Here is a 21,813-nt window from a genome sequence, read left to right on the forward strand (position 1 = left end):
GCCATGGAGTTGGCCGAGTGGATTCCGCAAGGGCGCCAGCGGTGGGCGAATTGAATCTACTGGATGCCTTGCTGACGGAGGCAGCGCCGATCGAGCAGCGGCGTGCCATTGCCAAGGCCATCACCTTGCTCGAATCAACGCGCGCCGACCACCGCGCCCAGGGCGACGAACTGCTGACGGCGTTGCTGCCGCACACGGGTGGTTCTTTCCGTCTCGGCATCAGCGGTGTGCCGGGCGTTGGCAAGTCCACCTTCATCGAGGCCCTGGGGCTGTATCTGATCGCGCATGGCCACCGGGTCGCGGTGCTGGCGGTGGATCCGTCGTCCTCCTTGTCCGGTGGTTCCATCCTGGGGGACAAGACTCGCATGGAAAAACTGTCCGTGCACAACAAGGCCTACATCCGGCCCAGTCCCAGCAGCGGTACCCTGGGTGGCGTCGCGGAGAAGACCCGCGAAGCCATGCTGGTCTGCGAGGCAGCGGGTTATGACATCGTGATCGTCGAGACCGTGGGCGTGGGGCAGAGCGAAACGGCGGTGCACGGCATGACCGACATGTTCTGCCTGCTGCAACTGCCCAACGCGGGGGACGACCTGCAGGCCATCAAGCGAGGCGTGATGGAACTCTCCGATCTGGTGGTCATCAACAAGGCCGATCTGGACACCGCCGCAGCCACCCGTGCCCAAGCCCAGATCACTTCGGCCTTGCGGCTGTTGACGCAGCACGGCAACCCCGGGCGCTCGTCTGGTTTGACCGGACCACTCGGCATGTCGCAGTCCGAGGGTGACGCGCGAGGCAAGGCGGGTCAAAAGCGGATGGGCACGGACGGGAAAATCTGGCAGCCTCAGGTCCTGCAGTTGAGCGCGCTGACTGGCGTGGGCGTGGACCTGTTCTGGGCTGCCGTGACCCAATTCCGTGCCTTGCAGACCGGCAACGGTGCGCTGAGTGCGCGACGCGAACAGCAGGCTGGTGCCTGGCTGCGCGAGCGCATCGACAGTGGCCTGCGCCAGGTCTTTCGCGCGGATCCGCGCATCAGGCAATTGCTGCCGGCCCTGTCCGAGGAGGTGCGGGCCGGACGTGTGGCAGCATCGACGGCTGCGCGGCAACTGCTGCAGGTCTGGGCGGGTGCGGACCCGTCATCCAGCGCCTGATACTGAAATTCAGAAACGACAACCAAGAGCCGAGAGCCAAGAAAGCAGACTGAGGACACCATGCACGACATCCTGGAACAACTGGAAAAGAAGCGCGCCGCCGCGCGCCTGGGCGGAGGGCAGAAGCGCATCGATGCGCAGCACGCCAAGGGCAAGCTGACGGCGCGCGAGCGCATCGAGGTGCTGCTGGACGAAGGCACGTTCGAGGAATGGGACATGTTCGTCGAGCACCGCTCGGTCGATTTCGGCATGGACGAGCAGAAGGTGCCAGGCGACGGCGTGGTGACCGGCTACGGCATGATCAACGGCCGCCTGGTCTTCGTCTACAGCCAGGACTTCACGGTCTTTGGCGGCTCGCTCTCCGAAACCCATGCCGAGAAGATCTGCAAGATCCTCGACCAGGCCATGAAGGTGGGGGCGCCGGTGATTGGTCTGAACGACAGCGGCGGCGCGCGCATCCAGGAAGGCGTGGCTTCCCTGGGCGGCTACGCCGAGGTCTTCCAGCGCAATGTGTTGGCCTCCGGCGTGATCCCGCAGATCAGCATGATCATGGGCCCCAGCGCGGGTGGCGCGGTGTACTCGCCCGCCATCACCGACTTCATCTTCATGGTCAAGGACAGCAGCTATATGTTCGTGACCGGTCCGGACGTGGTGAAAACCGTGACGCACGAGGAAGTCACGGCCGAGGAACTGGGCGGCGCGCTGACGCACACCACCAAGAGCGGCGTGGCCGACCTCGCCTTCGAGAACGACGTGGAGGCGCTGCTGATGCTGCGTCGCCTCTTCAACTACCTGCCGCTGAACAACCGCGAGAAGACGCCGGTGCGCAAGAGCGGTGACCCGATCGACCGCATGGAGCTGGGTCTGGACACCCTGGTGCCGGACAACCCGAACAAGCCCTATGACATGAAGGAATTGATCGTCAAGACGGTCGATGACGGTGACTTCTTTGAGATCCAGCCCGAATACGCCAAGAACATCATCGTTGGCTTCGCGCGCATGGACGGCCAGACCGTGGGCGTGGTCGCGAACCAGCCCCTGGTGCTGGCCGGCTGCCTGGACATCAAGAGCAGCATCAAGGCCGCGCGCTTCGTGCGTTTCTGCGACGCTTTCAACATCCCGGTCGTCACGTTCGTGGACGTGCCGGGCTTCATGCCCGGCACCAGCCAGGAGTACGGCGGCATCATCAAACATGGTGCCAAGCTGCTCTACGCCTACGCCGAATGCACGGTGCCCAAGATCACCGTCATCACGCGCAAGGCCTACGGCGGCGCCTACGACGTGATGGCTTCCAAGCACCTGCGCGGCGACGTGAACTTCGCCTGGCCCAACGCCGAGATCGCCGTGATGGGCGCCAAGGGCGCGGTGGAAATCATCTTCCGCGAGGAAAAGAGCGACCCGGCCAAGCTCGCCGCGCGTGAAGCCGAATACAAGGAAAAATTCGCCAACCCCTTCGTGGCCGGCGCGCGGGGTTACATCGACGACGTGATCCAGCCGCACGAGACGCGCAAGCGCATTTGCCGCTCGCTGGTCATGCTCAAGGACAAGAAGGTGGACAACCCGTGGCGCAAGCACGGGAACATTCCGCTCTGAACGTTTGCGCGCGAGTTTTGCCATGCCCAAGGCATTGAACGCACAACAGGCCCGCGTGTTGACCGACATTCCGAACATCGGCAAGTCGATGGCGCAAGATCTGCGCGGCCTGGGTATCCAGACGCCCGCACAGGTCCGGACGATGGACCCCTTGGCGAGCTATGAGCAACTGCGCGGTCCCATGGGGGAACGTCACGACCCCTGCGTGCTGGACGCCTTCCTGGCGGCGCACGAGTTCATGAATGGCGGGCCCGCCCGCCCGTGGTGGGATTTCACGGCCCGGCGCAAGGCGCTGCTGGCCCGATAACACTGAGACAGGACAAGAACATGTTCAAGAAAATTCTGATTGCAAATCGTGGAGAGATCGCCTGCCGCGTGATCGCGACGGCGAAGAAGATGGGCATCGCCACGGTGGCGGTGTATTCCGAGGCTGACCGCGACGCGCGGCATGTGATGCTGGCCGACGAGGCCGTGCTGCTTGGTCCGGCGCCCAGCCGCGAGAGCTACTTGGTGGCGGACAAAATCATTGCCGCCGCCAAGCAGACGGGCGCGCAGGCCATCCATCCCGGTTATGGCTTCTTGAGTGAAAACGAAGATTTCGCTAGACGCGTGGAGGACGAAGGTTTCGTCTTCATTGGCCCCAAGCACCACAGCATCGCGGCCATGGGCGACAAGATCGCCTCCAAGAAGCTTGCTGGCGAAGCCAAGGTCAACACGATTCCCGGGCACAACGCGCCCATTCTGTCGCCCGAGGAGGCAGTGGAGATTGCCAAGAAGGTCGGTTACCCGGTGATGATCAAGGCGAGCGCGGGTGGCGGGGGCAAGGGCCTGCGCGTGGCCTTCAATGACAAGGAGTGCTTCGAGGGGTTCACGAGTTGCCGCAACGAGGCGCGCAACAGCTTCGGCGATGACCGCGTGTTCATGGAGAAGTTCGTCGAAGAGCCGCGTCACATCGAGATCCAGGTGCTGGGCGACGCGCACGGCAACCTGATTTACCTGAACGAACGGGAATGCTCCATCCAGCGCCGGCACCAGAAGGTGATCGAGGAGGCGCCTTCGCCCTTCATCAGCGAGGCCACGCGCAAGGCCATGGGCGAGCAGGCCGTGGCCCTGGCCAAGGCCGTGCAGTACCAGAGCGCGGGCACGGTGGAGTTCGTGGTCGGCAAGGACCAGAGTTTTTACTTCCTCGAGATGAACACGCGCTTGCAGGTCGAGCACCCGGTGACGGAATGCATCACGGGCCTGGACTTGGTTGAACTGATGATCCGCGTGGCGGCCGGCGAGAAGCTGCCACTGGCGCAGGTGGACGTCAAGCGCAATGGCTGGGCCATCGAGTGCCGTATCAACGCCGAAGACCCGTACCGCAATTTCCTGCCGAGCACGGGGCGCCTGGTGCGCTTCACGCCGCCACCGCAGACCATGTGGCAGGCCAACACGCAGCAACTCAACGGGGTGCGCGTGGACACCGGCGTGCAGGAGGGCGGCGAGATCCCGATGCACTACGACTCGATGATCGCCAAGCTCATCGTGCACGGCAAGGACCGCAAGGAGGCGATCGCCAAGATGCGCGCCGCGCTCAATGGTTTCGTGGTGCGGGGCATCAGCAGCAACATACCCTTCCAGGCCGCGCTGCTGGCGCATCCGGACTTTGTCGCCGGGGCCTTCAACACGGGTTTCATCGCCCAGCATTACGGCAAGGGCTTCAACGCGGACAGCGTGGCCCATGAAGACCCCGACTTCCTGGTCGCGCTGGCGGCCTTCGTGCGCCGCAAGTCCCGTGAACGCACCACCACGCTGACCGGCCAGTTGCCAGGGTACGCGGTCAATGCGGGCAGCGACTACGTGGTGATCATTCTGGCGGCCGACGGCCAGCACGCGCATGTGCCCGTGCACGTGGACGAATTCGTGGGTGAGACGGGCGCGGCCCGGGTGCGCGTGGGCGCGCACAACTACGAGATCCGCAGCAATTCCCGGCTCAACGACATCATCATCGCGGGCACGTTGGACGGCCGGCCCTTCACCACCCAGGTGGAGCGTGGCACGGCCAAGAACCCGCTGGCCTTGCGCCTGCGGCACAACGGCGCGCAGATCGACGCCCTCGTGATTTCGCCGCGCATGGCGGAGCTGCACAAGCTCATGCCGCACAAGGCACCGCCGGACATGAGCAAGTACGTCCTGTCACCCATGCCCGGCCTGCTGGTCGACGTGGCCGTGCAGCCGGGGCAGAAGGTCCAGGCCGGCGAGCGGGTGGCGGTCATCGAGGCCATGAAGATGGAAAACGTGCTCTTCGCCGCCGCCGACGGCGTGGTGGGCAAGGTGCTCGCGGCCAAGGGCGAATCCCTGGTCGTGGACCAACCCATCATCGAGTTTGCCTGAGCATTCGGCGCCGATCCGCGGAGCGCTCCAAACCGACCCCGATGGAGGAAACACCATGAGCGAGCGTCCCTTCAAGATCCTCGGCGTGCAGCAGATCGCCATCGGCGGCCTGGACAAGGCGCGCCTGCGCACGCTCTGGGTCGAGATGCTGGGTGTGCCGGTGACTGGCAGTTTCAGGAGCGAGCGCGAGAACGTGGACGAGGACATCTGCACCATCGGCCGTGGTCCGAACGCGGTGGAGGTCGATCTGATGCAGCCCCTGGATCCCGACAAGAAACCTGCCGTCCATGCCACGCCACTCAATCACGTGGGCTTGTGGGTGGACGATCTTCCAACAGCTTACGCATGGCTGACGGAGCAGGGCGTGCGCTTCGCGCCCGGTGGCATCCGCAAGGGAGCGGCCGGCCATGACATCTGCTTTTTGCACCCCAAGGGCAACGAGGCGTTTCCGATCGCGGGCGAAGGTGTGCTGATCGAACTCGTGCAGGCCCCTGCGGACGTGATCGCTGCGCTGGGTTGATCGAGCCTGACACGCCGTGGCCCGCCATCGCGGGCACGGCGCGCTGCTTAGGGGCAAACCCGTGGCGTTCAGGCGGAGGCTGCGACCTATACTGCCCCTCGCGGTATTTCTGATATTTGCAATCGTTCTAGCCGGTGGCGCAAGGAGGCTGTGCCTTGGTGCATGCCATCGCGCACGGAAGTCTTCTCATCCCTCTCAGGACAAGATCTGTGCGATTCTTCTTTTCTCCCGGCGTGCGCTTGATGCGACGACTGCCCTTGCTGGGCAAGTTCCTGCTCTTGCTGCTGTTCATGCTGCTCGCGGTGCTGGCACCCTGGCTCGGCGCGGGCACGGTCTGGGCCTGGGAAGGCAGCGTGCTCGCGGGCGCGGTGGTGCTCTACCTGATGGCATCTTTCCATCTGAGTCTGAGCGCGGACATGCGGCGCGTCGTGCGCCTGATGGAGCAGGCATCACAGGGCGATCTGCGTGGCGTGACCCGGACCCTGGGCGCCGCGCAAGGGCGTGATGAAGTAGCGGCCCTGGACCGTGCGGTCCGGGGCATGGTGAACAGCCTTTCGGCCATGGTGGCGCGCATCCGCAGCAATTCAGCACTCGTGGCACAGGCGGGCCAGAGCCTGGCCTACAGCAGCCGCGAGCTGTCCGAGCGCACCGAACAGCAGGCCGCCAACCTCGAGGAGACCGCCAGCAGCGTGCAGGAAGTGGCGGCTTCCGTGCAGGGCAACGCGGTCGCCACGCAGCAGGCCACGGCCCAGGCCGCCGATGTCCGCGGCGTGGCCGAGGGCGGTGCGCAGGCCATGACTGGGGTGGTGCACACGGTGGAGGCCAGCCAGGGCAGCGCGCAGCGCATGAATGAAATCATCGGCGTGATCGACGGTATTGCCTTCCAGACCAATATCCTGGCCTTGAACGCGGCGGTGGAGGCGGCGCGTGCTGGCGAAGCAGGGCGTGGCTTCGCGGTGGTCGCCACTGAAGTGCGCACGCTGGCCCAGCGTTCGTCCGACGCCGCCAAGGAGATTCGCGCGCTGATTCTGTCCTCGGCCGGGCAGGTCGGTGAGAGCGTGGCGCAGATCCGCGCCATGGGAGGCGACATCGGGCGCATCGTGGAGGGCATCCGGGGCGTTTCTGACCGCATGAATGAGATTTCGGCTTCCAGCGTCGCGCAGAGCAGTTCCCTGTCCCAGATCACGGCGGCCATCCAGCAGCTTGATGAGATCACCCAGCGCAACGTGTCCATGGTGGAGCACGCGGTCGAGCAGGCCGTGAAGCTGGGCGAGCGGGCTTCCACGCTGGCGGAGGCGGTGGCGAGCTTCCGTCTGCAGCAGGGCACGGCGGACGAGGCCCTGACCCTGGTGCGGCGCGCCGTGGCCTTCCGTCAGCAGGTCACGCGCGAAGCCTATCCCCGTGGTCTCACGGCCTCCGACCCCAATCCGAGCCGAGGCTTCCACGACCGGGACATGTACGTCTTCGCCCTGGACCGTCAGGGGCACTATGTCGCCTTCGGTGGCAACCAGGCCAAGGTCGGCACGCGGGTGCAGGATATTCCGGGTGTGGACGGCCAGGGGTTGCTGGAAGCCATCGTAAGCCAGGCTGAACGCGAACCAGGCTGGGTAGAGTACGACATCACCAACCCGGTGACCGGCAGGGTGCAGACCAAGATGTCCTATGTCCAGCGGGTGGATGACCTTTACGTCGGTTGCGGCGTCTACAAGGAATTGGTCGCCACTTAAGGCCAGCTGCCGCGACGCCTCGCCAAGGCACGGCGGACCGCCGCGTTCAGCTGCGACGGTACAAGGCCAACACCGACGCCAGCAGCCACATGCCCACCGCGCAGGCGCGGTTGAGCAGCGTCACACCTCGCTGCGTCAGCACTCGCACGAACTGACGACCCGCGCTGGCATAGGCCAGCATCACCAGCGTGTCCAGCCCGAGAAAGATCAGGCCGAGCAGCAGGTACTGCGGTGCCTGTGGCGCCGAGGGATCAACGAACTGCGGCAGGAAAGCGCCAAAAAACAGCAGCGTCTTTGGGTTGGAGATGGCGACATTGAAGCTGCGCAGAAAGGCCGCGCGAGGTGTCGGGGTGACGCCGGTTGTTGACTTGGCGCTCGGGGTCGACGGGCGCAGGGCCTGCTGTGCCGCCGGACCGGTCGCCGGTGCCCAGCGGTCTTCCAGCGCCCGGGGCGTGGCGCGCCACAGCTGCCAGCCCATCCAGCACAGGTAGAGCACGCCCAGGCCACGCAAGGCGTTGAACCAGGCTTCGGAGGCTGCCAGCAGTCCGCCCAGACCCAACGCCGTCGCGGTGATCAGCAGGCCGGCGCCCAGGTTGGCGCCCAGCATGCCGAAAGCGGCGATGCGCATGCCCGCGGTGGCGCCGTTCGACAGGGTCAGCAGCATGGTGGGGCCGGGGGTCAGCGCCAGCAGCAGGGACGAGCTGAAAAAGAGCAGCAGGGTGGTGGTGGTGGGCATCCGGTCAATTGGAAGGGAGGGGGGGACGAACCGGCGCCAAACGGGTCGCAATGTAGCGCGACATCGCCGGCCCGACTGCGATCACGGCGAACAGGCGCGCGGTCTGGAAGGCCATGACCAGGGGCGCGTTCACCGGGGATGAGGCCGCGATGACGGCCACCGAGTCCGCGCCGCCCGGGCTGGTCGCGAGGTAAGCCGTGAGCGGGTCGGTGCCGAGCAGGTGGGCCATCAGCCAGCCCAGCAGGCCGCAGGCCGCGATCAGGACCACGATGCACAACACCGTTGCGGGCAATACCCGCCGGGCGCTGCCCAGCACCTCGCGCGTGAAACGCAGGCCGATGCTCCAGCCCAGCGCGGTGAAACTTGTCGCCAGCAGCCAGGGGGGCAGTTCGATGTGCATCAGGCCCGTGTCGTGGAGCATGGCACCCGCGACCATGGCCACGAGCATCGTGCCGTTGGCGATGCGTGAGAACCGGCCGATGGCGATGGCCGCGACGATCAAGGCCGCGGTCTGCATGAAGCCTGGCGTCGCAAGCGGTGGAAACCAATCATTGGCCACGACCGGCGAGGAGGACGGGTGCGCGGACCACCCGGCGATCAGCGAAGCCAGTACCGTGACGACCAGCACGCGCAAGTACTGCATGAAGGCGACGATGCGGGCGTCGGCACCGTACTCGCCGGCCATCAGCACCACGGCCCCCGCGCCGCCGGGCAACAAGCCCCAGATCGCCGTGGTGCCTGGCACCAGGCGCAGCCGGGTGAACCACCAGCCCAGCAGCGCCGAAAACAGCAGCGTGGACAGCGTGAAGCCGAGGAACAGAGGCCAGTGGTCCAGCACCGTGCGGATGATCTCGGGCGTGACGGTGCGCGCGATCAAGAGGCCGACGACGGCCTGTGCCAGGTTCACGCCCAGCAGGGGGATCTGGGGGCCGCGTGGCGACTGCGGGCGGGGTGCCTCTGACGCAGCTGCGGCACGTGGGCCCAGGCTCAGGTTCCGGATCAGGATTCCGGCGAGCATGGGACCCAGCAGAAAACCCGCGGGCAGCCTGGCCAGCTCCAGCGGGGCCACGAGCAGGGCAGACAGGGCCAGCAACGCGGCCCAGGGGCCCAGGCGCACCAGGTATTTCATGCCTGGGTTGGCGCATCGGGTCGGTGCGCTTCGTCTTCGTGTGACGGGTGCGCGGCCTGGGCTCGCCGAGCGGCCGCCGCCAGGGCGGCTTCGATCAGGGCACGCTTGCGTTCCAGCTGGGCGGGGTCGGTGAGCAGACTGTGTGCGGGCAGGTCGGCCAGCTTGGCACGGGCCTTGGCGGCCAGTCGTTCGTCGTTCTCGCGCGCCTCACGCCGCATGCGCATCTGGTGGAAGTCATAGCGCTGGCGTGCCGTGGTCGCTTGTTCCTGCGTCCAGGCGGCCCAGCCGGTGCGCTGCTGCGTTTCAGCCTCGCCCACCGGGTCCATGTGGATGCAGTCCACCGGACAGACCGGAATGCACAGCTCACAGCCCGTGCAGTGGTTCGCGATGACGGTGTGCATGCGCTTGTTGCCGCCGAGGATGGCGTCGGTCGGGCAGGCCTTGAGGCAGAGCGTGCAGCCGATGCACCAGTCCTCGTCGATCACGGCCACCGTCATCGGGCCTTCGCTGCCGCAGACCGGGTCCAGCGGCAACACGGCTTGTCCGGTCAAGGCCGCGAGCCGTGCCACTCCTTCGCTGCCACCAGGTGGACAGCGGTTGATGGCCTCGCCTTCACTGGCGATGGCTTGCGCGTAGGCCGCGCAGTCCGGGTAGCCGCAGCGTTGGCACTGGGTCTGTGGCAGGGCGTCGAGGATCTTGTGGGCCAGGACTTGGGCGATGCGGGCAACCATGGCGCCGATTATCGAGGGCGTGGCACGGGCCTGCAGCGACGGGGCGCCCGGCCTGGGGGCCATCTCAGGTATTGGATTTTTCGGCTTTTGGCGCGGCTCGGCCCTTGGACGGCTTGGCTAGGCTGTTGTGGGCGAGGATGAAATCACGCACGGTGGGGTAAACCTTGTCGCGCCAGCGTCGGCCCGAGAAGATGCCGTAGTGCCCCGCGCCCTGGGCTTCGTAGTGGTGTTTGTTGGCTTCGGGCACGCCGGTGCACAGGCCGTGCACGGCCTGGGTCTGGCCCGCGCCGGAGATGTCGTCCAGCTCCCCCTCCACCGACAGCAGGGCCGTGTCCCGGATGTCCTGCGGGCGCACCCGCCGGATCTGCCCATCGCCGTCCCGCAGGTCCCAGCTTCCGTTCACCAGCTTGAAATCCTGGAACACGGTCTGGATGGTTTCAAGGTAGTAATCCGCGTCCATGTCGAGCACGGCGTTGTATTCGTCATAGAAGGCGCGGTGGGCCTCGGCGCTGGCATCGTCGCCCTTGAGCAGGTGCTCGAAATAGTCATAGTGGCTCTTGGCGTGGTGCTCGGGGTTCATGGCCACGAAACCCGCGTGCTGCAGAAAGCCCGGGTACACGCGCCGTCCCGCGCCGGGGAAGCTGCTGGGCACGCGGTAGATCACGTTGTTCTCGAACCAAGCGTGGCTCTTGTTCATCGCCAGGTTGTTGACGGCGGTGGGCGATTTGCGCGCGTCAATCGGCCCGCCCATCATGGTCATGGACAGCGGCAGTTGTTCGCCCTTGCTGGCCATCAAGGACACTGCGGCCAGCACCGGCACCGTGGGTTGGCAGACGCTCATGATGTGGCAGTTGCCGTAGCCGGATTGCAGGTAACGGATGAAGGTCTGCACGTAATTGACGTAGTCGTCCAGATGGAACTCACCTTCGGACAGCGGCACGGTGCGCGCATTCTTCCAATCGGTGATGTAGACCTTGTGATCCCGCAGCATGGTGCGCACGGTGTCGCGCAGCAGCGTCGCATAGTGGCCGGACAGCGGCGCGACGATCAGCACGACGGGCTGCCCCTTCAACTTGGACAGGGTGGCCGTGTCGTCCGAGAAACGTTTGAAGCGGCGCAACTGGCAGAAGGGCAGTTCCATTTCCACGCGCTCGTGGATGGCCACGTCCACGCCATCCACCGGCACGGTGCGGATGCCGAACTCGGGCTTTTCATAGTCCTTGCCCAGGCGGTGCAGGAGCGCGTATCCGGCCGCGAGGCGCTGGGCCTGCGGCAGGTGGGCCAGGGGCACCAGGGGGTTGTTGAAGCTCCGGGCCATCACATTGGCCAGATCGGCGAAAGGCTCCATCAAGGAGCGCTGGGCTTCGTAGAGTTGGTAGAGCATAAAGACCACTCCTGCGCCGAACTGGCGCTTTTGGGTATGCTGCGGTGCAATATAACAGTTGGGAACCCTGAACACCATGTCCACCGCCATCCCAGGCCTTGCGGCGTCGCCCAGCGATGTCCCCATGCCCGTGCTCTTCATCGGCCACGGCAGCCCGATGAACGCCATCGAGGACAACAGCTACCGCCGCAGCTGGCAGGCTCTGGGCGCAGCTTTTGGCGAGGGCGGCCGCTGGCCGCGGCCACGGCTCATTCTCTGCATCTCGGCGCACTGGTTGTCGCATGACTGGTGGCTGACCGGGCAAGCCCGACCGCGCACCATCCACGATTTCGGCGGCTTCCCGGCCGAGCTGTTCGCGCAGCAGTACCCGGCGCCCGGCGCGCCCGAGGCTGCGCGTGCCATCGCGCAATGGCTGGGCGAGGACTGGGGCGTGGCCCTGGACGAGGGCATGGGGGAACAAGGCTGGGGTTTTGATCATGGCAGTTGGGGCGTGCTCAAGCCCATGTTTCCCGCCGCCGACATTCCCATGATTCAGCTCAGCATGGACTACCACCGTTCACCGGCGGACCATTTCGCCCTCGGCACGCGGCTGGCTGCCTTGCGCGAGCATGGCGTGCTGATTGTGGGCAGCGGCAACATCGTGCACAACCTGCGGGCGGCCCGCTGGGGCGCGTCGGACGACAGCGCGGCCTACGACTGGGCCCGAACCTTTGACGCAGAAATCACCCGCCGCATCGAGGCCGGTGAGCTGGCCGACTTGGCGGATTTCCAGCACTTGGGCGACGCCGCCCGTCTCTCCCATCCCACGCATGAACACTTTCTGCCTTTGTTGTACGCGGCAGGTGCCGCCGACGCGCAGCGAGACAGGGTCGAGTTCTTCAACGTGGGGATCCAAATGGCTTCGATTTCCATGCGCTCGGTGATCTGGAGTCGGGGCGCGTGAAACGCGCAAACCGGGCGCACGCCCGGTTGTAAGGGGTTGCGACAGAGTCAAAACCGGCTTTCCTGCCGTATAAGATCAGAGGAACCGGATGGCGACCATGGCCCACCTCTTCAAACACCTGAGTCTCAAGGCCCGGCTCCTGCTGACGATTTTGCCGCTGGTGGTCTCCGGGCTCTGGTTGCTGGCAGTGCGGGTGACGGGCGTGATGCAGAGCGAGCTCGAGCAGATGCTGGCGGCTCAGCTGTCCACGACCGTGGAGTACGTGTCCACCGATCTGGACAGCAAGATCCAGTTGCGCCAGGACAGCATGGCGCTCATCGCGGCGGGCATCACGCCTGCGCTGCTGACTTCGCCGTCGGCCTTGTCAGCCTATCTTCAGCAAAAGAGGATGCCCTTGAGCATCTTCCCGACCGGCGTGTTCGCTGCCAACGCCGACGGGGTCATCGTCGGTGAGCAGATTCCCTTGCCGGGTCGATTGGGCGGCCTGATCACCACCAGCTCCTATTTCCTGCAGACCATGCGAACCGGTGAGCCGGTCATCAGCGAGCCGCGCCTGGGGCAAGTGGCCCAGAGGCCGATCGTGTTCATGACCGAACCCTTGAAGAACGCCGCGGGTCGCACGGTGGGGGTGCTGGCCGCAGCCATGTACCCAGGGGACAGCCATTTGTTCGGCAAGTTGGAGTCGATCAAACTGGGCGAATCGGGCCATTTCGTAGTGCTGGCGCCCCAGCACAATCTCATTGTTTCGGCCACTGACCAGTCCCGGGTCATGCAAGCCATTCCGACCCGGGGCCTGAATCCCTTGCTGGACCGGCGTCTTGACCAGGGGTATGACGGCCCCGGCGTGTCGGTCACGTCCCAGGGCGTGGAGACGTTCTCGGTCAGCCGCCGCATGAAGACCACCGGCTGGCTGGTGCTGGCCGGCGTGCCGACCCAGGAAGCCTTTGCCTCCATCGCCGCCTTGCGCTGGCAGGTCTATCTGGCGGCCTTCCTGCTGTCGGTGCTGGTGGCCCTGGCGCTTTACGAGATCCTGCGGCGGCAGTGGGCGCCCATCGACGCGGCCGGCGCGCGCATCCGGCGCATGACCGAGGGCCGCGAGCCCTTCGCACCCTTGCCGATCGAGCGCAAGGACGAGATGGGGTCCCTGCTGGACGACTTCAATGAGCTCATCCTCTGGCGCAAGAAGGCGGAGCATCAGATGGAATACCTGGCGCACCACGACACCTTGACCGGCCTGCCCAACCGGGTGCTGGTCCAGGATCGGTTCGTGCAGGCCAAGTCCCGGGCGGACCGCGATGGCGCGAAGCTTGCGCTGCTCTTCCTGGACCTTGACGGTTTCAAGACCATCAACGATTCCTTGGGGCATGGCGTGGGGGATGCCCTGCTGCGGCAGATCGCCGAGCGTCTGGGCGGCTGCGTGCGTGACAGCGACACCATCAGCCGTCTGGGGGGCGATGAGTTCCTCGTGCTCCTGTCCGGCATCGCGAGCGCCGACGACACGGGCCCCGTGCTGCTCAAGCTGTTGGAGCGGTTGCACGAACCGGCACGCGTGGACGGGCGGGAGTTGTCGACGTCGGTGTCAATTGGCGTGGCCATCTATCCGGACGATGGCCGTGATTTCGATACCTTGCTCAAGAAAGCCGACATGGCCATGTACCGGGCCAAGGACGCGGGGCGCAACACCTATCGCTACTTTGACGAGCAGATGAACGTCGAAGCGGTCGAGCAATTGGCCTTGCGCAGCGATCTCCGGCACGCCCTGGAGCGCTCCGAATTCGTGCTGCACTACCAGCCGCAGATCGAACTGGCGACGGGGCGCGTGGTGGGCGCCGAGGCGTTGGTCCGCTGGAACCATCCGGAGCGGGGGATGGTGATGCCGATGCGTTTCATACCTGCGGCGGAAGAGAGTGGCCTGATCATTCCGCTGGGCGCCTGGGTCATGCACGAAGCCTGCCGCCAGGCTGCCGCCTGGCGTCGGGCGGGCTTGCCCTCACTGGTGATGGCGGTCAATCTCTCGGCCGTCCAGTTCAGGCGAGGTGACGTCGAGCAGACCGTGATCGCCGTGCTGGAGGCCGCTGGGCTGCCTCCCGAATGGCTGGAGCTGGAGTTGACCGAGTCCATCCTGATTCACGAGTCCGAAGGTGTGCTGGCCACGGTGCGGCGACTCAAGCAGCAGGGGGTGCGCTTCTCGATCGACGATTTCGGCACGGGGTATTCCAGCCTGTCCTACCTCAAGCGTTTCGAGATCGACAAACTCAAGATCGACCGTTCCTTCGTGCGTGACCTGGCGGTGGACGCGGATGACGCGGCCATCGTCCGTGCCATCATCCAGATGGCACGCAGCCTGGGCCTGTCTACGATCGCCGAAGGCGTCGAGACCGACGAAATGCTGTCGCGCTTGCGCGCCTTTGGCTGTGACGAGGCCCAGGGCTATTACTTCGCGCGGCCCATGCCCGTCCAGGAGTTCGAGCACTACCTCCACGAGCAGAACGCGCGTGCCGATTGAATGACTGAATGACGGATTCAACCGGGACAACAAAAAGCCGCCCTCGGGCGGCTTTTTGTTCGGATCGAAAAGTGCCTGTCGTCCGCTTCAGATCACTTGCGCGATCGCCTTGCAGACGTAGTCCAGGTTCTTGCTGTTGAGCGCGGCCACGCACATGCGGCCGGTGTCCGTGCCGTAGACGCCGAACTCATTGCGCAGGCGCACCATCTGCTCCTTCGTCAGGCCGGAGTAGCTGAACATGCCGACTTGCTGGGTGATGAAGCTCATGTCCTGCTTCACGCCGGCGGCCTTGAGGCCGTCCACCAGCTTCTGGCGCATCAGCTTGATGCGCTGGCGCATCTCGCCCAGTTCCTTCTCCCACAGGGCGCGCAGCTCGGGGTTGTTCAGCACCGCGGCCACCACCGCACCACCGTGCGTCGGCGGGTTGCTGTAGTTGGTGCGGATCATGATCTTGAGCTGCGAGAGCACGCGATCGGTTTCTTCCTTGCTCGCGCAAAGCACGGAGAGCGCGCCCACGCGTTCGCCATAGAGGCTGAAGCTCTTGGAGAAGCTGGTGGAGACGAAGAACAGCAGGCCCGCGGCGACAAACTTGCCGATCACCGCGCCGTCCTCGGCCAAGCCGGCGCCAAAGCCCTGGTACGCCATGTCCAGGAAGGGCGTCAGCTGGCCGGCCTTGACGACGGCGATCACCTGATCCCACTGCGCGGGCGTGATGTCATAACCTGTGGGGTTGTGGCAGCAGGCGTGCAGCACGACGACGGTGCCCGGCGCAGCGGCCTTCAGATCGGCCAGCATGCCGTCGAAGTCGATGCCGCGCTTGGCCGCGTCGTAGTAGCGATAGCTGGCGACCTCGAAGCCGGCTTGCGTGAACAGGGCGCGGTGGTTTTCCCAGCTCGGGTCGGAGATCAGCACCTTGGCCTTGGGGTTGAGCTTCTTGAGGAAGTCCGCGCCAATCTTCAGGCCGCCGGTGCCGCCCAGGCCCTGCACGGTGGCGACGCGGCCGCCCTTGACGGGCTCGCTGTCGGTGCCGAAGACCAGGCTCTTGACCGCCGCGTCATAGGCCGCGATGCCATCGATCGGCAGGTAACCGCGCGCCGCAGGTTTGTCCATCAGCGCCTTTTCCGCCGCTTGCACGCATTGCAGCAAAGGCAGTTTGCCGTTGTCGTCGTAATACACGCCCACGCCGAGGTTGACCTTGTTGGGATTGGCGTCGGCGCCGTATTGTTCGTTCAGACCCAGGATCGGGTCGCGCGGCGCCATCTCGACGGCGGAGAAGAGAGACATAGGATTCCTAGAGGGTGATAAGAGAGGAGAGGGTGGACCAGGGTTTGTGGCTTTCGGGAATGGCGTATTCTCGCCAATTCCTCAATGGAATCCCGGATTTTACCGGGCGACCACTATTCGCCTGCCTCGCCATGTCCGCCACGCCTTCCGCCTCTGCAGCCCCGCTTGATTCCGCCGAACCGGTCGCATCGGCCATGCCGGCTGAGACCGCGGCGGGTCAGTTCGTTTCCTTTCCCGGCTCGCCATTCGAGCTGTTTCAGCCCTATCCGCCGTCGGGGATCAGCCCGAAGCCATACGTCAGCTGGTCGAGGGCATCAATGACGGTGAGGTGTTCCAGACCCTGCTGGGCGTGACGGGTTCGGGCAAGACCTACACGATGGCCAATGTGATCGCCCGCCTGGGGCGGCCCGCCATCATTTTCGCGCCGAACAAGACGCTGGCAGCCCAGCTCTACAGCGAGTTCCGCGAGTTCTTTCCGCGCAATGCAGTCGAGTACTTCGTCAGCTACTACGACTACTACCAGCCCGAGGCCTATGTGCCGCAGCGCGACCTGTTCATCGAGAAGGACAGCGCCATCAACGAGCACATCGAGCAGATGCGCCTGTCTTGCACCAAGAGCCTACTGGAACGGCGCGACGTGGTCATCGTGGCCACGGTCTCGGCCATCTATGGCATCGGCAAGCCCGAGGATTACCACCAGATGATCCTGACGCTGCGTGCCGGCGATCGCCTGAGCCAGCGTGACGTGATCGCCCAGCTCGTGCGCATGCAGTACCAGCGCAATGACATGGAATTTTCGCGCGGTACCTTCCGCGTTCGGGGCGACACCATCGACGTGTTTCCCGCGGAGCATTCCGAGTTGGCGCTGCGCATCGAACTCTTCGACGACGAAATCGAGAATCTGCAACTCTTCGATCCGCTCACCGGCCGTATCAAGCAGAAGATCGCACGTTTCACGGTCTACCCGAGCAGTCACTACGTGACGCCGCGTGAGCAGGTGCTCAAGGCGGTGGAGACCATCAAGGTCGAATTGGTTGACCGCGTGAAGGAATTCGTGGGCACGGGCAAGCTGGTCGAGGCACAACGCCTGGAGCAGCGCACCCGTTTCGATCTGGAGATGCTGAGCGAAGTGGGGCACTGCAAGGGCATCGAAAATTACACGCGGCATCTGTCTGGCGCGAAGCCGGGTGATCCGCCGCCGACCCTGACGGACTACCTGCCCCGGGATGCTTTGATGTTCCTGGACGAAAGCCACGTGATGATTGGTCAGCTCGGGGGCATGTACAACGGCGACCGGGCCCGCAAGACCACGCTGGTCGAGTACGGCTTTCGCCTGCCTTCGGCGCTGGACAACCGCCCGCTCAAGTTCGAGGAGTTCGAGACCAAGATGCGTCAGGCCATCTTTGTCTCCGCCACGCCGGGCGACTGGGAAAAGACCCATACGGGGGCGGTCGTCGAGCAACTGGTGCGGCCCACGGGCCTCATCGATCCGGAGGTGGAAGTGCGTCCGGCTCTGCACCAGGTGGACGACGTGCTGCAGGAGATCCACCTGCGCGTGGAGCGCCATGAGCGCGTGCTGATCACGGTGCTGACCAAGCGCATGGCCGAGCAGTTGACCGATTACCTGACGGAAAACGGCGTCAAGGTGCGTTACCTCCATAGCGACGTGGACACTGTGGAGCGTGTCGAGATTCTGCGCGACCTGCGCCTGGGCACCTTCGACGTGCTGGTGGGCATCAACCTGCTGCGCGAGGGCCTGGACATTCCCGAGGTGTCATTGGTGGCCATCCTCGACGCGGACAAGGAAGGCTTTTTGCGCTCCGAGCGCAGCCTGATCCAGACCATCGGGCGGGCCGCGCGCAACCTGCGCGGCAAGGCCATTCTTTACGCCGATCGTGTCACCGAATCCATGAAGCGCGCGCTCGGCGAGACCGAGCGTCGACGTGTCAAGCAGATCGCCCACAACACCGAGCACAACATCACGCCGCGTGCCATCGTCAAGCAGGTGCGCGACCTGATCGATGGCGTATACAGCGAGAAGGCGGGGCGCGAATCGGAGCGCCTCGAACGAGAGGCCATGGCCCGTGCCCAGGTGGAGGACATGAGCGAGAAGGACGTGGCGCGCGAAATCAAGCGGCTGGAAAAGCAAATGATGGAGCACGCCAAGAACCTCGAGTTCGAGCAGGCCGCTCGGACACGCGACCAGCTGGCCATGCTCAAGGCGCGTGCCTTTGGCGCCGCCGTTCCGGACGTGTTGCCGGGTACGCCGGGCTGATCCGCGCTTGCCCAGACGGGTTGGGGGTTGGGTCTTGCCCGATCCGGGCCGGGAAAAGACCCTGTACCCGAGAGAGGTAATGGGTCTTTCGGGTATACTTGAGTCTCTTACTCGGTCTTTGGCGGTGTTTGCCCCAGGTCCGGGTCCCTTGGAACTCAGGGCGAAACCTGACCGGAAAGGAGCTTGCCATGCGCCTCACGACCAAAGGCCGTTTTGCGGTCACTGCCATGATTGACTTGGCCCTGCGCCAGAGCAATGGCCCCGTGACCCTGGCGGCCATCAGCCAGCGCCAGCAAATCTCTTTGTCCTATCTGGAGCAGCTGTTCGGCAAGCTGCGCCGCCATGAGCTGGTGGAGTCCACCCGCGGTCCGGGCGGTGGGTACACCCTGGCGCGCAAGGCCGGTGATATTACCGTGGCCGACATCATTCTGTCGGTGGACGAACCTCTGGATGCCACCCAGTGCGGGGGCAAGGAAAACTGCCAGGGCAGCGACGGCGGTCGGTGCATGACACACGAGCTGTGGTCGGCGCTGAACACCCGCATGGTCGAGTTCCTGGATTCCGTCACGCTGCAGAAGCTGGTGGACGATCAACTGGCCAAGGGCCTCGTGGTGGAAGACAAGCCCGCCATCAAGCGAGCGATTTCGGTGGCGCCCATGGTCAAGCCCGTGCGCGTCAACGCGCCGAACTCGGTTTTCGCGCTGGGCAACGCCTTCAAATCCTGACCGGTCTGCTGAATCAGGCAGCGAGACTTACGCGACAACAAGACATTGAGCACAGCCATGGACATGACGCCTCATTTCCCTATCTACATGGACTACGGCGCGACCACGCCGGTGGACCCGCGCGTGGTGGACGCGATGATTCCTTGGTTGCGTGAGCACTTCGGCAATCCGGCCTCGCGCAGCCATGCCTGGGGTTGGGAGGCGGAAGAGGCCGTCGAGAAGGCCCGTGGTCATGTGGCCGAGTTGATCGGCGCCGATCCGCGCGAAATCGTCTGGACTTCGGGCGCGACCGAATCGATCAATCTCGCGCTCAAGGGCGCGGCCCAGTTCTACAAGGAAAAAGGCAAGCACCTCATCACCCTCAAGACCGAGCACAAGGCCGTGCTCGATACGATGCGTGAACTCGAGCGGCAGGGCTTTGACGTCACCTACATGGACGTCAAGGAAGACGGTCTGCTGGACCTTGAGGCGCTCAAGGCGGCCATCCGGCCCGACACCATCCTGATCAGCGTGCTTTTCGTGAACAACGAGATCGGCGTGATCCAGGACATCCCGGCCATCGGCGCGCTGTGCCGCGAGAAGGGCATCCTGCTGCACGTGGACGCTGCCCAGGCCACGGGTCGTGTCGAGATCGACATGAGCAAACTGCCCATCGACCTGATGAGCATGACGGCCCACAAGACCTACGGCCCCAAGGGCATTGGCGCCCTGTATGTGCGGCGCAAGCCGCGCGTTCGCATCGAGGCGCAGATGCACGGTGGCGGACATGAGCGCGGCATGCGTTCGGGCACGCTGCCCACCCACCAGATCGTGGGCATGGGCGAGGCCTTTCGCATCGCCAAGCTGGAGATGGCCCAGGATCTGGAAAAGGCGCGTCGTCTGCAGCAGCGCCTGCTCGATGGCCTGAAAGACATCGAACAGGTCTACATCAATGGCAACCTCGAGCGTCGCGTGCCGCAGAACCTGAACATGAGCTTCAATTTCGTCGAGGGCGAGTCGCTCATCATGGGCATCAAGGGCTTGGCGGTGTCGTCCGGCTCGGCCTGCACCTCGGCCAGCCTGGAGCCCAGCTATGTGCTGCGCGCGCTGGGTCGCAGCGACGAACTCGCACACAGCAGCCTGCGCATGACCATCGGTCGTTTCACGACCGACGAGGAAATCGATTACGCGATCACCACCATCAAGCACAACGTGGCCAAGCTGCGGGAGTTGAGCCCCTTGTGGGAAATGTTCAAGGACGGTGTTGACTTGAGCACGATCCAGTGGGCTGCGCATTGATACAGCAGTGACCTGCTGGTGCTGCTTCCCCTCCAGGAGGCAACGCCAGCGGCCCGGCAAAGCCGGTTCTGCGGTGTTCCTGATATAGAGAGAAAGGAAACGATATGGCTTACTCAGACAAGGTCATCGACCACTACGAAAACCCGCGCAACGTCGGCTCTTTCGACAAGGGTGACGACACGATCGGCACCGGCATGGTGGGTGCCCCCGCCTGCGGTGACGTGATGAAGCTGCAGATCAAAGTGAACCCGTCCACCGGGGTGATCGAGGACGCCCGTTTCAAGACGTATGGCTGCGGTTCCGCGATCGCCTCCAGCTCGCTCGTGACCGAATGGGTCAAGGGCAAGACGCTGGACCAGGCGGCTGCGCTCAAGAACAGCCAGATCGCCGAGGAACTGGCCTTGCCCCCCGTGAAGGTGCATTGCTCCATCCTGGCCGAGGATGCGATCAAGGCGGCGGTGGACGACTACCGCAAGAAGCACGCGCAGGTCGCGGCCTGAACAATGATGCCCACCCCGGGCGCTCGGGTGGCATCCCCGAGGGGATGCGGCTTGATGATCCAGCAAGCGAGGTGGGGACCAGGAAGATCGATATGGCTGTTACTTTGACTGAATCCGCTGCCCGTCACGTGAGTCGCTACCTGAGCCGGCGCGGCAAGGGTGTGGGCGTGCGCCTGGGCGTGAAGACCACGGGCTGTTCCGGCCTGGCCTACAAGCTGGAGTACGTGGACGATGTCGCGCCCGAGGACATCGTGTTCGAGGACCAAGGCGTCAAGGTGCTGGTCGATCCGAAGAGCCTGTCCTACATCGACGGCACCCAACTTGACTACGTGCGCGAGGGCCTGAACGAAGGGTTCAAGTTCCACAATCCGAACGAGCGTGACCGTTGCGGTTGTGGCGAGTCGTTCCGCGTCTGAGCGCGCGACCAGTTCCTGCGTGGCTACTCTTCAGTCTGACGATTTTGAGCTGTTCGGCCTGCCGCGGCAGTTTGCGCAGGACCGGGTCGCGATCGACGCGCGCTGGAAAGACCTCCAGCGCGAGGCCCATCCTGACAAGTTCGCGGCCCAGGGCCCGAGCGCCCAGCGCCTGGCCATGCAATGGTCGGTGCGCATCAACGAGGCCTATCAGCGCCTCAAGGATCCGCTGCGGCGGGCGGCCTATCTCTGCGAACTGAATGGCGTTGCCGTGAAGGCCGAGGACAACACCGCCATGCCGGCGGAGTTCCTGATGCAGCAGATGGCCTGGCGCGAGGCGCTGGACGAAGCCGAGGACCTGGATGCTCTAGATGCCCTGAGCGAGGAAGTGGGGGCCGCGCGCGCGCGCGTACTGTCTTCCTTTGATTGGTTGCTGGACGAAAAGGGTGACCACGCCGGTGCCGTCCAGCAGGTGCGGTCCTTGATGTTCATCGAGCGTTTTGCCCAGGACGTCGAAGCCCGCTATGAAAGCATGGAAAGCTGAG

General features: G+C 64.7%; 18 protein-coding genes and 1 pseudogene. 14 read left to right on the forward strand and 5 right to left on the reverse strand.

Annotation, left to right across the window (positions count from 1 at the left end; all coding sequences use genetic code 11):
- Nucleotides 1-41 precede the first annotated feature (41 nt).
- The 6 genes from meaB (at nt 42) to DW355_RS11535 (ending at nt 7,364) form a co-directional block, all read left to right on the forward strand.
- Nucleotides 42-1,148 carry a methylmalonyl Co-A mutase-associated GTPase MeaB gene (meaB, locus tag DW355_RS11510; RefSeq protein WP_131282639.1) on the forward strand — a complete coding sequence of 369 codons (1,107 nt, stop codon included), beginning with the start codon at nt 42-44 and terminating at the stop codon, nt 1,146-1,148.
- A 60-nt stretch (nt 1,149-1,208) separates the two neighbouring features.
- Entirely contained in the window at nt 1,209-2,741 is a 1,533-nt protein-coding gene (locus tag DW355_RS11515; RefSeq protein ID WP_131280235.1) for an acyl-CoA carboxylase subunit beta, read from the forward strand.
- Nucleotides 2,742-2,763: 22 nt separating this feature from the next.
- Nucleotides 2,764-3,048, forward strand: coding sequence for a helix-hairpin-helix domain-containing protein (locus DW355_RS11520; RefSeq protein WP_131280237.1), 285 nt, complete (start codon nt 2,764-2,766; stop codon nt 3,046-3,048).
- Nucleotides 3,049-3,068: 20 nt separating this feature from the next.
- Nucleotides 3,069-5,117, forward strand: a complete 2,049-nt coding sequence (locus DW355_RS11525) for an acetyl-CoA carboxylase biotin carboxylase subunit (RefSeq protein ID WP_131280239.1) — start codon at nt 3,069-3,071, stop codon at nt 5,115-5,117.
- Between the two features lie 55 nt (nt 5,118-5,172).
- A complete protein-coding gene (locus tag DW355_RS11530; RefSeq protein WP_131280241.1) occupies nt 5,173-5,637 on the forward strand; it encodes a VOC family protein in 465 nt (154 codons plus the stop codon).
- A gap of 242 nt (nt 5,638-5,879) precedes the next feature.
- Nucleotides 5,880-7,364, forward strand: a complete 1,485-nt coding sequence (locus tag DW355_RS11535; protein ID WP_131280243.1) for a methyl-accepting chemotaxis protein — start codon at nt 5,880-5,882, stop codon at nt 7,362-7,364.
- A gap of 46 nt (nt 7,365-7,410) precedes the next feature.
- Here DW355_RS11535 and DW355_RS11540 read toward each other — a convergent pair whose 3' ends face one another.
- The 4 genes from DW355_RS11540 to DW355_RS11555 form a co-directional block, all read right to left on the reverse strand.
- The gene (locus DW355_RS11540; protein ID WP_131280245.1) at nt 7,411-8,100 is read right to left on the reverse strand and encodes a LysE family translocator; all 690 of its coding nucleotides are present in this window, start codon (nt 8,098-8,100) and stop codon (nt 7,411-7,413) included.
- Between the two features lie 4 nt (nt 8,101-8,104).
- Entirely contained in the window at nt 8,105-9,229 is a 1,125-nt protein-coding gene (locus DW355_RS11545; RefSeq protein ID WP_131280247.1) for an AbrB family transcriptional regulator, read from the reverse strand.
- Nucleotides 9,226-9,960 (reverse strand): electron transport complex subunit RsxB, encoded by a 735-nt coding sequence (gene rsxB / locus DW355_RS11550; RefSeq protein ID WP_131280249.1) that lies wholly within the window; start codon nt 9,958-9,960, stop codon nt 9,226-9,228. Before rsxB ends, DW355_RS11545 begins: the two co-directional genes overlap by 4 nt.
- A gap of 64 nt (nt 9,961-10,024) precedes the next feature.
- A complete protein-coding gene (locus DW355_RS11555; protein WP_131280251.1) occupies nt 10,025-11,344 on the reverse strand; it encodes a polyhydroxyalkanoate depolymerase in 1,320 nt (439 codons plus the stop codon).
- A gap of 76 nt (nt 11,345-11,420) precedes the next feature.
- Here DW355_RS11555 and ygiD point away from each other — a divergent pair, with 76 nt between their 5' ends.
- Both ygiD and DW355_RS11565 read left to right on the forward strand, forming a co-directional pair.
- Complete coding sequence (gene ygiD / locus DW355_RS11560) at nt 11,421-12,287, forward strand: 4,5-DOPA dioxygenase extradiol (protein WP_131280253.1); 867 nt, start codon at nt 11,421-11,423, stop codon at nt 12,285-12,287.
- A gap of 97 nt (nt 12,288-12,384) precedes the next feature.
- Nucleotides 12,385-14,793 (forward strand): bifunctional diguanylate cyclase/phosphodiesterase, encoded by a 2,409-nt coding sequence (locus DW355_RS11565; protein ID WP_165493183.1) that lies wholly within the window; start codon nt 12,385-12,387, stop codon nt 14,791-14,793.
- 87 nt (nt 14,794-14,880) lie between these two features.
- On the opposite strand, the gene DW355_RS11570 is transcribed toward DW355_RS11565, so the two are convergent.
- Entirely contained in the window at nt 14,881-16,077 is a 1,197-nt protein-coding gene (locus DW355_RS11570) for an amino acid aminotransferase (RefSeq protein ID WP_131280257.1), read from the reverse strand.
- 194 nt (nt 16,078-16,271) lie between these two features.
- On the opposite strand from DW355_RS11570, the pseudogene uvrB reads away from it, so the two are divergent.
- The 6 genes and pseudogenes from uvrB (at nt 16,272) to hscB (ending at nt 21,812) form a co-directional block, all read left to right on the forward strand.
- Nucleotides 16,272-18,352 (forward strand): annotated as a pseudogene (gene uvrB / locus DW355_RS11575) (excinuclease ABC subunit UvrB).
- A 188-nt stretch (nt 18,353-18,540) separates the two neighbouring features.
- Nucleotides 18,541-19,077: a Fe-S cluster assembly transcriptional regulator IscR gene (gene iscR / locus DW355_RS11580; RefSeq protein ID WP_131280261.1), complete on the forward strand. Its 537-nt coding sequence runs from the start codon at nt 18,541-18,543 to the stop codon at nt 19,075-19,077.
- A 57-nt stretch (nt 19,078-19,134) separates the two neighbouring features.
- The gene (locus tag DW355_RS11585; RefSeq protein WP_131280263.1) at nt 19,135-20,355 is read left to right on the forward strand and encodes an IscS subfamily cysteine desulfurase; all 1,221 of its coding nucleotides are present in this window, start codon (nt 19,135-19,137) and stop codon (nt 20,353-20,355) included.
- A gap of 104 nt (nt 20,356-20,459) precedes the next feature.
- Nucleotides 20,460-20,855 carry a Fe-S cluster assembly scaffold IscU gene (gene iscU / locus DW355_RS11590; RefSeq protein ID WP_131280264.1) on the forward strand — a complete coding sequence of 132 codons (396 nt, stop codon included), beginning with the start codon at nt 20,460-20,462 and terminating at the stop codon, nt 20,853-20,855.
- Between the two features lie 92 nt (nt 20,856-20,947).
- The gene (gene iscA / locus DW355_RS11595; protein WP_131280266.1) at nt 20,948-21,271 is read left to right on the forward strand and encodes an iron-sulfur cluster assembly protein IscA; all 324 of its coding nucleotides are present in this window, start codon (nt 20,948-20,950) and stop codon (nt 21,269-21,271) included.
- Nucleotides 21,272-21,290: 19 nt separating this feature from the next.
- Nucleotides 21,291-21,812: a Fe-S protein assembly co-chaperone HscB gene (hscB, locus tag DW355_RS11600; protein ID WP_131280267.1), complete on the forward strand. Its 522-nt coding sequence runs from the start codon at nt 21,291-21,293 to the stop codon at nt 21,810-21,812.
- Nucleotide 21,813 lies beyond the last annotated feature (1 nt).

This window comes from Hylemonella gracilis (assembly GCF_004328645.1).
Taxonomy (GTDB): Bacteria; Pseudomonadota; Gammaproteobacteria; order Burkholderiales; family Burkholderiaceae_C; genus Hylemonella; species Hylemonella gracilis_B.

Coding starts and splice junctions, on each gene's coding strand:
- DW355_RS11515 (WP_131280235.1), top strand. CDS start 1,209: ATGCACGACATCCTGGAACAACTGGAAAAGAAGCGCGCCGCCGCGCGC.
- DW355_RS11520 (WP_131280237.1), top strand. CDS start 2,764: ATGCCCAAGGCATTGAACGCACAACAGGCCCGCGTGTTGACCGACATT.
- DW355_RS11525 (WP_131280239.1), top strand. CDS start 3,069: ATGTTCAAGAAAATTCTGATTGCAAATCGTGGAGAGATCGCCTGCCGC.
- DW355_RS11530 (WP_131280241.1), top strand. CDS start 5,173: ATGAGCGAGCGTCCCTTCAAGATCCTCGGCGTGCAGCAGATCGCCATC.
- DW355_RS11535 (WP_131280243.1), top strand. CDS start 5,880: ATGCGACGACTGCCCTTGCTGGGCAAGTTCCTGCTCTTGCTGCTGTTC.
- DW355_RS11540 (WP_131280245.1), bottom strand. CDS start 8,100: ATGCCCACCACCACCACCCTGCTGCTCTTTTTCAGCTCGTCCCTGCTG.
- DW355_RS11545 (WP_131280247.1), bottom strand. CDS start 9,229: ATGAAATACCTGGTGCGCCTGGGCCCCTGGGCCGCGTTGCTGGCCCTG.
- rsxB (WP_131280249.1), bottom strand. CDS start 9,960: ATGGTTGCCCGCATCGCCCAAGTCCTGGCCCACAAGATCCTCGACGCC.
- DW355_RS11555 (WP_131280251.1), bottom strand. CDS start 11,344: ATGCTCTACCAACTCTACGAAGCCCAGCGCTCCTTGATGGAGCCTTTC.
- ygiD (WP_131280253.1), top strand. CDS start 11,421: ATGTCCACCGCCATCCCAGGCCTTGCGGCGTCGCCCAGCGATGTCCCC.
- DW355_RS11565 (WP_165493183.1), top strand. CDS start 12,385: ATGGCCCACCTCTTCAAACACCTGAGTCTCAAGGCCCGGCTCCTGCTG.
- DW355_RS11570 (WP_131280257.1), bottom strand. CDS start 16,077: ATGTCTCTCTTCTCCGCCGTCGAGATGGCGCCGCGCGACCCGATCCTG.
- iscR (WP_131280261.1), top strand. CDS start 18,541: ATGCGCCTCACGACCAAAGGCCGTTTTGCGGTCACTGCCATGATTGAC.
- DW355_RS11585 (WP_131280263.1), top strand. CDS start 19,135: ATGGACATGACGCCTCATTTCCCTATCTACATGGACTACGGCGCGACC.
- iscU (WP_131280264.1), top strand. CDS start 20,460: ATGGCTTACTCAGACAAGGTCATCGACCACTACGAAAACCCGCGCAAC.
- iscA (WP_131280266.1), top strand. CDS start 20,948: ATGGCTGTTACTTTGACTGAATCCGCTGCCCGTCACGTGAGTCGCTAC.